We start from the raw sequence: 12,701 nt of genomic DNA, 5'->3' as shown, positions 1-12,701 counted from the left end.
ATGTCGAGAGCTACACGATCCCAGACGGCACGGCTGTTGATGCGCTTAGGTTTTGGCATACGTCCATCAGCGACCATCTCATCAAAAAGAGTCGATCCAACACCAACATACCGGGCCGACTCTTCACGAGAAAGGCCTCGTGGCGGATACGAAATTCCGTCATTTTTCATGGACGCCGCCCCTGTGGCTGGTGCCTGCGGCGACGTGAGCATTCCAAAGGTTGGACGGCTTGTTATGTCGAGGAGTCCTTATACCCCGGGCGTGTTGGTGTCGAAGCACAAAGTCTATCCCTGTACGGTTTCCGCAGCGACGAGATCGTCCTCATTTAGAAAAGAAGGTCACGTAAGGCGGAAGCCGTTGGCCAAGCCGATTCGGTGCAAACTGGTAGCGAGGTGGGAAACGGATGGATCGCAGCCCGGACTTTGAGCGCGTTATCTTGAGGACTGTTATCGAGGGGCGGGCGCAGGTTCTATGCGCTAGGTCGATATCTCTGGTTTATCGTGATTGACGGTTAAGTATCAAATTGACGAACTCGCTTCGCGGGAAAGTCTTGCTCGGAGGTCATTAATCCAGTGCAGGCGAGGCATCCTGGCCTGATTGGTCGGACGTAATCGGCCGGCTCATAGGGACTTGCTTCAGGCAAGGTGACGCTGCTGCCCACGCGCAGCGCCACCTCTATTCCAAGGAGCCGTTTGATGACCCCGCTTCCGTTGCGCATGACAACGACATGCAAGTCCGCAATCTGTCGCCGCATACGCAGGACTCGTGTCGAATGCGCGCACGGTTTCCAGCGATATGGGGACCGGGTATGTCAAAGCGCCAGGAGCCCTCCATTTTCACTCTGCGATGGTCCCTTTAGCGGGAAAGCTTTTCTAGAAGCTCTGCCTTCTGTTCAGCATGCTTGTCCGGATTTTCCGCTATGAGCTTTTTCAGGTTCAGGAGCTTCCAGCGGATCGCGGGGAGGTTAGCAGCCAGGGGCAGGCCGATGGCCTCGAAGTCCGGTTCGCCGTCGTGCAGCGCGATCAGGAATTCGCGCGCGGTGTCGTCCATCCGGCTGTCAATGTCCGCCAGCAGCCGGTCCCGGGCCGCGGCGAGATCTTCGATGGTGACCGGGATCGTGGTCATACCGGCGAACTCCTGCACGAAGGGTTTGTCGAGCGGGCTGAGATTCGGCTTAATCAGTTCCTGTACCGGCCGGGGCGAACTCGCCACATAAACCAGGAACGTGCGGAACAGCGCATCGGTAAAGCCTTCGTTTTCGTACAGCAGCTTCACGTCGAACAGGTCGCGCGGATGCTGGCGATCAACGGCCGCGTGAAGCTTGCCTCCGAACAAGTCCTCGAATGACACAACCTGAATCGAAGCGAAGCCGAACTCGTCCTCGACGGCGGGCGATACGGTGCGCTTCTCGGGATCGTGGACGACGCCGCGCGTCACGGGTGAGGTTTCTATCTTGACCTCGGCACCATCAAGGTGCGCGCGGATGCGGGTCGCGCCGCCGCCGCCCCCCTCGATGCGGCGGGCATCGAGCTTGGGTATGCCGCGTGTGGCGGCGGCGACGATCCGGTTGAGCGTTTCGTCGATGTCGGCAAGGCTCTCGGCCCGCTCGCGTACCGGCAGGTAGGTGAGGTCGATATCCACTGAAAGGCGCGGCATATCCCGGTAGAACAGGTTGATGGCGGTCCCGCCTTTAAGGGCGAACACTTCCTCCTGTGCGATGAAGGGCAGCAGGCGGACGAGAAGGCCGACCTGGGCGGCGTAGACTTCACGGGCCATCGGCACCATCCTTTTTCGCTTGAACAAACTCCGTCGGCACCATGATGCGGTACCGGGGGTGAATTTTGCCGCCCTTCACCAGGGCGCGGTCTCCGGTGCCGAACTGGAACTCATCGGGATTCAGATGCTGCCGCCACGCGTGATTGTGGCGGTCGGCAAAGACGAAGAACAGGCGTATGACCTTGATCTTCCGGCAGCTCTGCAACAGCGCCGTGAGCCGGCGCGGGCTTAGCGTCGCAAGCCCTTCAAACACCATGTCGAGGTTGTGAAAGCTTTCGTTGTCCGGCAACTCGTCCAACGCTTCAATGATGGCGCGTTCCGGGGACGAGAGACGCAAGGCCCATCCCCAGGGCAGCGTCGTACCCGGGTCACCTGATTTGTTGTCCGTTAGCCCGAGAGTGGGATCGCCGAACAGTGACAGGCCACGGGTGATCAGCGGCGCATCGAGCTTCAGGCGCGGCAGCCATGTCGGCATTCCGTCGCCGTACAGCCAGGCTCGGGCGCGGCCCCCGAGCGGCAGGTAGTGGCTGAACCCTTGCAAGGCTAGCGCGGTGACGCCGCCCGCGTGGATTTGATAGTTCATGATGTGCTGGAGGGACAGCAGGCAAGTTTGCCAGTCGAGCGGGATGGGTTGCGGCGCCGGGCGGCGAAATACGCCGCGCTCAAGCCGCTCCAGCCAGCCRCTGTCTATATACTTGCGGGTCAGGAAGCGGCTGACGCCGTGGGCTTCCAGCCAGGGCGCGTCCACGACAAAGCCGGCGGGGACGGCTTCGAGAACGCTCTTTAGCTTGTCTTCTTTCAGTGTACCCATGGTAATCATGATAGATCGTTATCAAAGAGACGAGGGTGGCTCTTTGATGTTGCCTCGTTTGGGGTATTGAGAGTACACATATTTTGAGAATTTCAAAGAAAATAGCGGGGGAAGGCGGCATGGCGCACCTGGAGGACTGGGGGAGACGCTGCCGAGGAGTACGTCCGTTTCGCCCCGCCCAAATCCGGATCTTCCAGACCGTTATCGAACGTGCGTTGGGGTGCCAGCGATGGGATTAATCTAAACCACGGCGTGATAGGTCCCCACCACGAAATTGCTGCGAGGGAGAGCTACGCCGAACTGATCGGCATCCTTGACTTTGTCGATCCTCGGCAAAACCATGGAATTGGAGAAGTTTGGACAAAGCTCGAAGCCTGTCCCCGCAACCAACGTACTTGCATCTTATCCTTTTCAGGTCGACGTGGTCTCGCGCAGCGCGGACCCTCAATCCGAATTCTTGCAACTAGGCCCGCCAGACCATACGAGATAAGGATATACCGGACCCACCATCTCACGCCAGCTTCGGCATCTTCGGCATCTTCGGCTGTTAATGTGATTTTCGGAGGTTGAAGATTCGCCTCGATTTTTGGTGAACTGTGGCTGTTGGGTTCCGAGTGGACTCCCGCGGTCGTGTATGGACAACAGGCTTGCCGCGCCCCACGATTGAGATTACCCGCGCGTTTTTGCTCTCGAGTTCATCCAGGTAATCGGCCCACCATTGCATCATCTTGACGCGCTCTTCCCAATGCTCTGCCCGGGCGTAGGCACGACGAACGTTGTTGTTCTCAATGTGGGCCAGCTGCCGTTCGATGGCGTCCGGATGCCATTTTCCGCATTCGTTTAGCAGGGTTGATGYCGTTGCTCGAAAACCGTGCGCGGTAGCTTCCTCCTTGCYGTAGCCCATACGGCGCAGCGCGGCGTTAAGTGTGTTGTCGGAAATCGGACGCGARTCCGATCGAACACTAGGAAACAGCAGCGATCCACCACCAGAGAGTTCTTTAAGCGAGGTCAGGACGCTTACTGCCTGCTTTGAAAGGGGTACGCGGTGCGGCCTTCGCATTTTCATGCGTGCTTCAGGAATGATCCACACCGAGCTTTCGAAATCGAACTCTCCCCATTCTGCCGCGCGCAGCTCACCCGGGCGGGGAAACAGCATTGCCATCAGCCTCAGGGCGGCTCTGGTTGTTGGCTGTCCGTCAAATGCATCCACCGCCCTCAGCAAGCCGCCCAAGGCCTTAGGATCGGTAATCGCGGCACGAGGCGTGACCGTCGGGCTGATGAGCGCGCCCCTGAGGGCGATCGTCGGATCTGCCTCGGCGCGTGCTGTCGCGATTGCGAATCGAAACACAGTGCCGATTGTTGAGCGTAGGCGCCTGGCCGACTCGTATCGACCGCGAACCTCCACGCGACGAAGGGCGGTAAGGATGGTAGCGGTATCGATCTCCCGAATACACTCGTCGCCGATTGTCGGATAGGCAAAGTCGAGGAGCCATTTGACTTTGCTGATCGTTCGATCGGCACGTCCTTCCTTCTTCAGCTTCTCAACATATTCGTCTGCGATTGAGCGAAAGGTGTCTTTTGGCGAACTAGCTTTCTGGAATTTGCGCTGCTGGGCCGGGTCGGCACCAGCCTTGAGGAGGCGTTTGGCTTCATCGCGCGCTTGGCGGGCATCAGCGAGAGAAATGACAGGATAGCTGCCCAGAGACAGCAGCTTCTGCTTCCCGTCGAACCGATAGGCGAGGCRCCATAGCCTTGTTCCCGACGGCTGGACCCATAGCTGCAGCCCGCCGCCGTCGGATAGCTTCTGGAGCTTGGACGCGGGCCGGGTGTTGCGGCATTTCACGTCGGAGAGAGYCATTGTGGGACCTCCTGTTTTGGCGCTTCGATACCAACAGGGTCTCAGATACCAACAAAAATACCAACACCTCGCCCCGTTGGACGAAATTTGCCGAACTGCGATGAAATTCGCCCAACCACGACATACGCGCCGAAAAGGTAAGCAAATTCAGCCATTTGCGGAGACTGAAGCGCAGAAGCTTCGGCGAAAGGGAATGTCGGGAGAAGAGGGGATGGTGCCCAGAGGCGGATTCGAACCACCGACACGCGGATTTTCAGTCCGCTGCTCTACCAACTGAGCTATCTGGGCCTGTGCCGGCTAGCGGGACCGCGCGCCGGGTTTCACGGGAGCACCGGGCGGCGCCCCCTCGAAAGCGCGTGGGTTATAGCACGGGAATTCGGCCTGTCCAGCGCTTAGGTGTTGATTTCGTCAGGAAAGAAAGCTTGCCGCGAAACGACTGATTGCCGCGTGCCTCACTCTTCGTCTTTGGGCGAAGGGCCTTGTTTGGAGCCGTCGTCTTCTTCCTCGCCGTCGCGGCCGGGAATGACATAGGCGCCCTTCAGCCAGCGATTGAGGTCGATGTCCTTGCAGCGCGCCGAGCAGAACGGATAGTACTCGCGCACAGACRGCTTGCCRCATTCGGGGCAGGGGCGCTTTGGCCTGAGCGGCGTTACCTTGTCGTCCGGACTCATGGCCGCGCGACGTGCCAGTTTCGGTGCGCCTTGAAGCCTTCGCCGGAAAGCAGCGCGACACTCTCATAGAGCGGCAGGCCCACCACATTGGTATAGGAGCCGACCAGCTTGACGACGAAAGCGCCGGCCAGCCCCTGCACGGCATAGCCGCCGGCCTTGCCGCGCCATTCGCCCGAGGCGACATAGGCGTCGATTTCCTCGCGCGGCAGCCGCTTGAAGCGGACCCTGGTTTCCACCAGACGCTGCCTCAGCTTGCCGCCCGGCGTGATCAGGCAGATGCCGGAATAGACCCGGTGCGAGCGGCCGGAAAGCAGGCCGAGGCAGTTCACGGCATCGTCGATCGTCTCTGCCTTGGGCAGGATGCGGCGCCCGACCGCCACCACCGTGTCGGCGGCGAGGATGAAGGCCGGCGCAAAATCGTCCTCGCTCTTCAGCGAGGCAAACGCCTTTTCGGCCTTTTCCTTGCAAAGGCGCTTCGCCAGCGAGCGCGGATGCTCGGCGCGCAGCGGCGTCTCGTCGACATCGGCCGGCAGCACGYGATCCGGCTCTATGCCGGCCTGCTGCAACAGCTCGATGCGGCGCGGCGAACCCGAGGCAAGCACCAGCTTCTGCAAAAGGCTCATCGCTACCCCAGCCGAACCCTAGAGCAATTCCGGGAGAGGTGCCTAACCGTTTCCGATCGGAATTGCGTCAAAACAATTGGTTAGAGCCGTTCATCGAACGCTGAACCGCTCTAGCGATCTTACTTGAAACGATAGGTAATGCGGCCCTTGGTCAGGTCGTAGGGCGTCATCTCGACCAGGACCTTGTCGCCGGTCAGCACGCGGATGCGGTTCTTGCGCATACGACCGGCCGTATGGGCGATGATCTCGTGCTCGTTTTCGAGCTTCACCCGGAACATCGCATTGGGCAGCAGTTCCGTGACCACGCCCGGAAATTCGAGGACTTCTTCCTTCGGCATTCGATACCTTTGCTTGGATGACGGTTCCGGCGGCCGGCCGGAATTTGCGGCGGAACCTATATGATAATCGCCCGCTTGTGAACATGCTTAATCGGCGGCGCCTTTTACCTCCGGCGGCGCAAAACGCTTGGCAATGCGCACTTTCAGCCGCTCGCGCACGTCCCGATAGGCGGCCATGATATGCTCGCGCGTACCTCCGGTATCGGTCGGGTCGGGCATCGGCCAATATTCGACCTCGACGGCGAGCGAGCGGGTGAGCTCGAGCGCGGCGTGGTGCGCTTCCGGAGCCAGCGTCACGATCAGATCGAAATAATCGTCCTCCAACTCGTCCAGCGTTCTGGGCTGCCGCTCGCCGAGCGTGAGGCCTATTTCGGCAAGCACGGCGTCGACGAAGGGGTCGCGCTCGCCGCTGCGAACGCCGGCCGAGGCAACGAAGGTGGTGGCGGGCAGCGCGCGCCGCGCCAACTGCTCGGCCATTGGCGAGCGCACGGCGTTCATGCCGCACAAGAAGAGGATCGAATGCGGCAGCGCGGCCAGCATCAGCCCCGCCAATGCAGCACGCAGACCAGCGTGAACAGCCGGCGCGCCGTGTCGAAGTCGATCTCGATCTTGCCGGCGAGCCGGTCCATCAGCGTCTGCGAGCCTTCATTGTGCAGGCCGCGCCGACCCATGTCGATCGCCTCGATATGGCTGGGCGTCGAGGAGCGGATGGCCTCGTAATAGCTTTCGCAGATCAGATAGTAATCCTTGACGATGCGCCTCAAGGGGGTCAGCGACAGGATGTGAGTGACAACCTCGGCGTCATCTTCCCGGCTGACGGCAAAAACCAGGCGCGACTCGGCCAAAGACAGCTTCAGCTTGTAAGGACCGGCGCCGTCGTCATTGACCGGCCGGAAACTGTTTTCCTCGATCAGGTCGAAGATCGCCACCGCCCGCTCGTGCTCGACATCGGGCGTCGAACGGCCGATCGACTCGTCGAGCTCGACGTCGATCAGCCTGTCGCGGTTTTGGTGGCGACCGGACATTGCTACATGTTCAGCCTGATCGCCACGGAGCGTGCGTGCGCGTCGAGACCTTCCGCCTTGGCGAGCGCGATCGCCGCCGGTGCCAGCGCCTTGAGCTGCTCCGGGCCGAGCTTTAGGATCGACGTCCGCTTGACGAAATCGAGCACGGACAAGCCCGACGAGAAGCGCGCCGAGCGCGCCGTCGGCAGCACGTGATTGGAGCCGCCGACATAGTCGCCGATGACTTCCGGCGTGTGACGGCCGAGGAAGACGGCGCCGGCATTGCGCATCCTGGCGAGGAAGCTTTCCGCGTCGTCGAAGGCAAGCTCGACGTGCTCGGCCGCGATGCGATCGACCAGCGGCAGCGAGGCTTCGATGGTAGGCACCAGGATCACCGCGCCGAAATCGCGCCAGCTCGCGGCGGCCGTCGCGGCGCGCGGCAGGACCTTCAGCTGGCGCTCGACCGCCTGCTCCACCGCCTTACCGAATCCGGCATTGTCGGTGATCAGGATCGACTGCGCCGATGCGTCGTGCTCGGCCTGGGCGAGCAGATCGGCCGCGATCCAGTCCGGATCGTTATCCGCGTCCGCGACGACGAGAACCTCGGACGGCCCTGCGATCATGTCGATGCCGACGGTGCCGAAGACCTGGCGCTTGGCCGCCGCGACATAGGCGTTGCCCGGTCCGACGATCTTGGCGACCGGCCTGATCGTCTCGGTGCCGTAGGCGAGTGCGGCGACGGCCTGAGYGCCGCCGACGCGGTAGATCTCGGAAACGCCGGCGAGGTCGGCCGCCACCAGCACCAGCGGATTGATGGCGCCGCCGGAGGCCGGAACCACGATCACGATGCGCTCGACGCCGGCGACCTTGGCCGGCACGGCATTCATCAGCACCGAGCTCGGATAGCTCGCCGTGCCGCCTGGCACATAGAGGCCGACGGCCTCGATCGCCGTCCAGCGCGAGCCGAGCTCGACGCCGGCGGCGTCCGTGTAGCGGTCGTCCTTCGGTTTCTGCCGCTCGTGATGCGAGCGGATGCGGTCGCGCGCGAATTCGAGCGCCTCGACGGTGGCGGGGTCCGCCGCCGCATAGGCCTTGGCGATATCGTCCCTGGAGACGGCGATGCCGAGCTTGCCGAGATCGGCCTTGTCGAATTTCAGCGTGTAGTCGGCAAGCGCCTTATCGCCCTCGCCGCGCACCCGTGCGACAATGTCGCGCACCACTGCTTCGACATCGGCCGACACTTCCCGCTTGGTGGTGAGGAATGCCGAAAAGCGCTGCTCGAAATCGGCGTCGGTTTGGCTAAGCGTGATGGCCATTGATATGCTCAGGTCCTGTGAACAGGGCGCGAGGTGGCTTCCCAGGAGCCGCCGACATCGGCGAGCCGTGCTTCGATGCACTCGACGTCGAGCATGATCGTGCCGCCTCCCGAGAACACCAGCTCGATGATGCCGGCCGGCTTGCTGATCGCGATGAAACTGATCGCCAGCAGCGAAAGCACCTCGGCCGGTTTATCGCGCGCAATGCCGCTGGTCTTGGCGCCGAGCACGCGGTCGAAATGCAAAACGCTCTGGCGTCGTTCATTATGCTGGCGGAAGAAGCCGGACTTCGCCTCCCAGACGAAGCGGTTCATGGTCAGCACGAAGCGCTTGGCCGCGGGCAGGTATTCGAGGTCGGAGACCTTCATCACGGCGTCCTGGACATGGGCCGAGACGATGCTCAGGTCCTGGTCGTCGAGCGCGATGAGCTTGAGAGCGGCCATGCGGAATGCGCACCTGAAGGTTGACGGTTCAACGTTCTGTTAGAGCATGATCCCGAAAAGTGGAAAGCGGTTTCGCAAAAGATCATGCCCGAACAAAAACGTAGAGCGTGGTTGAACTCGATCAGATCGAGATCAACCACGCTCTAGTGGGTCTTTCCGCTCTGTGCAACCGACGCGCCGCCGCACCGGCTCCTTCAGCCCGAAATCCGCTCGATCACCGCGCCGCAGCCGGAAAGCTTCTCTTCCAGCCGCTCGAAGCCGCGGTCGAGGTGATAGACGCGGTTGACGATGGTCTCGCCTTCGGCGGCAAGGCCGGCAATCACCAGCGACACCGAGGCGCGCAGGTCGGTCGCCATCACGGGCGCGCCCTTCAGCTTGGCAACGCCGTCGACGATCGCCGTCTGGCCTGAGAGCGTGATGTGGGCGCCGAGGCGGGCGAGCTCCTGCACATGCATGAAGCGGTTCTCGAAGATCGTCTCGGTGATGCGTGACTTGCCCTTGGCCATCGTCATCAGGCCCATGAACTGCGCCTGCAGGTCGGTCGGGAACGCCGGGAAGGGCGCGGTCGTCACATCCACCGGCGCGATGCCGGCGCCGTTGCGCTGGACGCGGATGCCGGCATTGGTCGGCGTGATCTCGGCACCGGTCTCGGCAATGACATCAAGCGCCGTCTGCAACAGGTCGGGCCGCGCGCCTTCCAGCACGACGTCGCCGCCGGTCATTGCCACCGCCATGGCATAGGTGCCGGTCTCGATGCGGTCGGGGATGACGCGGATGCGCGCTCCGGACAGCGCCTCGACGCCCTCGATGGTGATGGTGGAGGTGCCGGCGCCGTGGATCTTGGCGCCCATGGCGATGAGGCATTCGGCGAGATTGACGACCTCCGGCTCGCGGGCGGCGTTTTCGAGCACCGTCTCGCCCTTGGCGAGCGAGGCCGCCATCATCAGCACATGCGTGGCGCCGACCGACACTTTCGGGAACACGTAACGGTTGCCGTGGAGCCGGCCGTTCCTGGTCTTGRCAACGACATAGCCATTGTCGACGTCGAGCTCGGCGCCCAGCGCCTGCAGGCCTTCCAGGAACAGGTCGACCGGACGCGTGCCGATGGCGCAGCCGCCGGGCAGCGACACCTTGGCCTCGCCCATGCGGGCAAGCAGCGGGCCGATGACCCAGAAGGAGGCGCGCATCTTCGACACCAGCTCGTAAGGCGCGGTGGTGTCGACGATGTTGCGGGCGGAGAAATTGATGGTGCGCGAATAGCCTTCCTGCTGCTTTTCGCGCCGGCCGTTGACCGAATAATCGACGCCGTGATTGCCGAGGATGCGCGTCAGGAGCTCGACATCGGCCAGATGCGGCACATTCTCCAGCGTCAGCGTGTCGTCGGTGAGCAGCGAGGCGATCATCAGCGGCAGTGCCGCGTTTTTTGCGCCCGAGATCGGAATGCTTCCGGCGAGCGCATTGCCGCCGACAATTCTGATGCGATCCATATGAGAACGTCCCCTCGGCCCGGACGGGCCGCCTTCAATCGGTTTGAGTATGTCCGGCTCTAGACCATCGGCCGGCTCGGTTCAAGAAATAGGATTTCGCCAAGTCCGGACCAAGTGTGCCGGCCAGTGTGGCTGATTTGAGTTAGTCTTTTTGCATTTTTTCAGCAGGCGACGGCCCTTCCGGCCGATCGCCGGCGTGCTGCTTGTCGGCGTCGCCGACGCGCTGCCTGTCGGCGTCGCCGGAGTGTCCTTTGTCGGCATCGCCCGCCCGCCGCGAGCGCACCTGTGCCTTGCGTTTCTGCAGGTTGGCGCGCAACGCCTCGGCGAGCCGGTCCTTGCGCTCTCCGTCGCTTTTGTTCGGTGGCTTTGGCTGGTTGTTCATCGTCTGATCCTCGCAGGCGGACAGCCGGCTATGGTCCCGGGATAGCTAGCATTGTGGCGCCGCCATGTCACGAAAGCCCGCTGCGGAGTAGCTTTCACGCCCGCGTCGAAGGTTCCATGTCGCTCAAAAAGCGGCGCAGCGTTTTGGGGCAAAGGCATGCAACGCACATTAGGCTTTCTTGGCCTTGCGCTTGCCGGTTCGATATGGCAGAAGCGCCGCCATCGCAGGCTGCGGTAGCTCAGTGGTAGAGCACTCCCTTGGTAAGGGAGAGGTCGAGAGTTCAATCCTCTCTCGCAGCACCAGCGTCCGCTCGGCACAATTCGCTTGTCGCGCCGTCCTTCGTATCGACGAACTTCGAAGTTGTTCGGGGTGGGTCTACCGCCGTCCGTCCTAGGCCCTATGAAACCGGCGGATGCGCGGAATACATGGTGACATTTCTAATACGTCAACCTGCCGAGGAGGAAACCGGTATTGCCCCTGCGCCTGCCGATGACCCGCCACCTGAAACGTCCCRACCTCTTTGCTGCGATCGACCGTGTGCCGGCGCTTGGCGCGCCGCTTGGCGGGCGCACATTCGAGGTCTTCAATCCATCGACCGGCGAACTGCTGGCGGAGCTTCCCGACATGGGCGTCGAGGAGACGCGCGCAGYGATCGACAAGGCCTATGTCGCGCAGGCCGATTGGGCAGCGCTAACCGCCCGCGAGCGCAGCGAAATGCTGTGGCAATGGCATCAGTTGATCGTTACCCACACCGACGATCTTGCCGCGATCCTCACCGCAGAGATGGGCAAGCCGCTTGCCGAAGCCAAATCGGAAGTGTCGCATGCGGCGGCCTATCTGCAATGGTATGCCGAGGAGGCCAATCGCATCTACGGCGAGACGATCTCGGCACCGTCGACGGACCGCCGCATGCTGGTGATCAAGCAGCCCATCGGCGTCGTCGGCACGATCACGCCTTGGAATTTTCCCGCATCGATGGTGGCGCGCAAGATCTCGCCGGCGCTGGCGGCGGRCTGCGCAATTGTCTTGAAGCCTGCCGAACAGACACCGCTGGTGGCGGGCGCCATGTTTGCGCTCGCCGCGGAGGCCGGTTTTCCCGACGGTGTCGTGAACCTCATCTACGCGTCCGAGGGTGCTGCGGTGGGAAGTGAGCTCTGCCACAATCCCAAAGTGCGCAAGATCAGCTTTACCGGATCGACCGAGGTCGGGCGGCTGCTCATGCGCCAGTGCTCGGACCAGATCAAGAAAGTCAGCCTCGAACTTGGCGGCAATGCGCCTTTCATTGTCTTCGACGATGCCGATATCGATGCCGCCGTCGACGGGGCGATCCAGGCGAAGTTCCGCAATGCCGGCCAGACCTGCGTTTCTGCGAACCGCCTTTACGTCCAATCGGGCGTTCATGACGAATTCGTCGGCAAATTCGTGGAGCGGGTTCGCCAGCTTCAGGTCGGTGACGGTTTCGATCCGGGTGTCGCCATCGGGCCGCTGATCGACCGGCATGCCCTGGCCAAGATCGAATCCCATATAGCCGATGCTTTAGGAAAAGGCGGCGCAATCCGATGTGGCGGAGGCCGGATCGGCGACGGCACTTTTTTCCAGCCGACTGTTCTCACCGAAATCTCCAGCGAAATGGCAGTAGCGCAGGAAGAGACCTTCGGGCCATTGGCGCCGATCATTCGCTTCGAGGATGCCGATCAGGTCGTGCGCGAGGCCAACGACACGATCTACGGTCTCGCCGCCTATTTCTATGCTTCGAACCTGAAGCGTGTCTGGCGCGTCGCCGAGGGCCTGGAATATGGCATGGTGGGCATCAACACCGGACGCATGTCCTCGGAAGCAGCTCCCTTCGGTGGGGTGAAGCAGTCCGGCATCGGGCGCGAGGGGTCGCGCCATGGCCTCGAGGACTACCTTGAGATGAAATATCTCTGCATGGGCGGCATCTGAAGCGCGGACGGGCCAAAAGTGGCGCCTCAGTTGCAACGTGCGGGCCGG

At 62.1% G+C, this 12,701-nt stretch carries 14 protein-coding genes and 2 tRNA genes; 2 read left to right on the top strand and 14 right to left on the bottom strand.

All coding sequences use genetic code 11. The annotated features are described in order from the left end of the window. The 14 genes from ORS3428_RS34475 to ORS3428_RS24990 form a co-directional block, all read right to left on the bottom strand. Positions 1-170, bottom strand: a 170-nt coding sequence (locus ORS3428_RS34475; protein ID WP_443136876.1) for a helix-turn-helix transcriptional regulator, incomplete at its 3' end; no start/stop codon positions are given. Positions 171-855: 685 nt separating this feature from the next. After that, positions 856-1,776: a nucleotidyl transferase AbiEii/AbiGii toxin family protein gene (locus ORS3428_RS25050; RefSeq protein ID WP_040990352.1), complete on the bottom strand. Its 921-nt coding sequence runs from the start codon at positions 1,774-1,776 to the stop codon at positions 856-858. Then, a complete protein-coding gene (locus ORS3428_RS25045; RefSeq protein WP_108723177.1) occupies positions 1,766-2,596 on the bottom strand; it encodes a type IV toxin-antitoxin system AbiEi family antitoxin domain-containing protein in 831 nt (276 codons plus the stop codon). The genes ORS3428_RS25050 and ORS3428_RS25045 overlap by 11 nt, the downstream gene beginning before the upstream one ends. A gap of 538 nt (positions 2,597-3,134) precedes the next feature. After that, on the bottom strand, positions 3,135-4,445 hold the full coding sequence (locus ORS3428_RS25040) for a tyrosine-type recombinase/integrase (RefSeq protein WP_071100973.1): 1,311 nt from the start codon (positions 4,443-4,445) through the stop codon (positions 3,135-3,137). Positions 4,446-4,657: 212 nt separating this feature from the next. Continuing rightward, a tRNA-Phe gene (locus ORS3428_RS25035) sits at positions 4,658-4,733 on the bottom strand. A gap of 164 nt (positions 4,734-4,897) precedes the next feature. Then, a complete protein-coding gene (gene yacG / locus ORS3428_RS25030) occupies positions 4,898-5,116 on the bottom strand; it encodes a DNA gyrase inhibitor YacG (RefSeq protein ID WP_071100972.1) in 219 nt (72 codons plus the stop codon). Continuing rightward, the gene (locus ORS3428_RS25025; RefSeq protein WP_071100971.1) at positions 5,113-5,739 is read right to left on the bottom strand and encodes a Maf-like protein; all 627 of its coding nucleotides are present in this window, start codon (positions 5,737-5,739) and stop codon (positions 5,113-5,115) included. Before ORS3428_RS25025 ends, yacG begins: the two co-directional genes overlap by 4 nt. A 119-nt stretch (positions 5,740-5,858) precedes the next feature. Continuing rightward, on the bottom strand, positions 5,859-6,077 hold the full coding sequence (gene infA, locus ORS3428_RS25020; RefSeq protein WP_006200926.1) for a translation initiation factor IF-1: 219 nt from the start codon (positions 6,075-6,077) through the stop codon (positions 5,859-5,861). An 87-nt stretch (positions 6,078-6,164) separates the two neighbouring features. Then, on the bottom strand, positions 6,165-6,617 hold the full coding sequence (locus ORS3428_RS25015; RefSeq protein WP_083355285.1) for an arsenate-mycothiol transferase ArsC: 453 nt from the start codon (positions 6,615-6,617) through the stop codon (positions 6,165-6,167). Next, positions 6,617-7,102 (bottom strand): UPF0262 family protein, encoded by a 486-nt coding sequence (locus ORS3428_RS25010; protein ID WP_071100970.1) that lies wholly within the window; start codon positions 7,100-7,102, stop codon positions 6,617-6,619. The genes ORS3428_RS25015 and ORS3428_RS25010 overlap by 1 nt, the downstream gene beginning before the upstream one ends. Before the next feature lie 2 nt (positions 7,103-7,104). Beyond that, a complete protein-coding gene (gene hisD / locus ORS3428_RS25005; RefSeq protein WP_071100969.1) occupies positions 7,105-8,397 on the bottom strand; it encodes a histidinol dehydrogenase in 1,293 nt (430 codons plus the stop codon). Positions 8,398-8,405: 8 nt separating this feature from the next. Beyond that, positions 8,406-8,840 carry a DUF2948 family protein gene (locus ORS3428_RS25000; RefSeq protein ID WP_071100968.1) on the bottom strand — a complete coding sequence of 145 codons (435 nt, stop codon included), beginning with the start codon at positions 8,838-8,840 and terminating at the stop codon, positions 8,406-8,408. Positions 8,841-9,034: 194 nt separating this feature from the next. Continuing rightward, on the bottom strand, positions 9,035-10,327 hold the full coding sequence (murA, locus tag ORS3428_RS24995) for a UDP-N-acetylglucosamine 1-carboxyvinyltransferase (RefSeq protein ID WP_071100967.1): 1,293 nt from the start codon (positions 10,325-10,327) through the stop codon (positions 9,035-9,037). A 142-nt stretch (positions 10,328-10,469) separates the two neighbouring features. After that, entirely contained in the window at positions 10,470-10,709 is a 240-nt protein-coding gene (locus tag ORS3428_RS24990) for a hypothetical protein (protein ID WP_071100966.1), read from the bottom strand. A 227-nt stretch (positions 10,710-10,936) separates the two neighbouring features. Between ORS3428_RS24990 and ORS3428_RS24985 the strand changes: the two genes are divergently transcribed. Both ORS3428_RS24985 and ORS3428_RS24980 read left to right on the top strand, forming a co-directional pair. Next, positions 10,937-11,011: transfer RNA gene (locus ORS3428_RS24985), tRNA-Thr, on the top strand. A 187-nt stretch (positions 11,012-11,198) separates the two neighbouring features. Beyond that, positions 11,199-12,653: an NAD-dependent succinate-semialdehyde dehydrogenase gene (locus tag ORS3428_RS24980; RefSeq protein ID WP_172833729.1), complete on the top strand. Its 1,455-nt coding sequence runs from the start codon at positions 11,199-11,201 to the stop codon at positions 12,651-12,653. Positions 12,654-12,701: the final 48 nt, after the last annotated feature.

It is taken from the genome of Mesorhizobium sp. ORS 3428, assembly GCF_001854785.1.
GTDB lineage: Bacteria > Pseudomonadota > Alphaproteobacteria > Rhizobiales > Rhizobiaceae > Mesorhizobium.
This window is presented reverse-complemented; position numbering and strand designations above follow the sequence as displayed.

Coding starts and splice junctions, on each gene's coding strand:
- ORS3428_RS25050 (WP_040990352.1), bottom strand. CDS start 1,776: ATGGCCCGTGAAGTCTACGCCGCCCAGGTCGGCCTTCTCGTCCGCCTG.
- infA (WP_006200926.1), bottom strand. CDS start 6,077: ATGCCGAAGGAAGAAGTCCTCGAATTTCCGGGCGTGGTCACGGAACTG.
- ORS3428_RS25015 (WP_083355285.1), bottom strand. CDS start 6,617: ATGCTGGCCGCGCTGCCGCATTCGATCCTCTTCTTGTGCGGCATGAAC.
- ORS3428_RS25010 (WP_071100970.1), bottom strand. CDS start 7,102: ATGTCCGGTCGCCACCAAAACCGCGACAGGCTGATCGACGTCGAGCTC.
- ORS3428_RS25000 (WP_071100968.1), bottom strand. CDS start 8,840: ATGGCCGCTCTCAAGCTCATCGCGCTCGACGACCAGGACCTGAGCATC.
- ORS3428_RS24990 (WP_071100966.1), bottom strand. CDS start 10,709: ATGAACAACCAGCCAAAGCCACCGAACAAAAGCGACGGAGAGCGCAAG.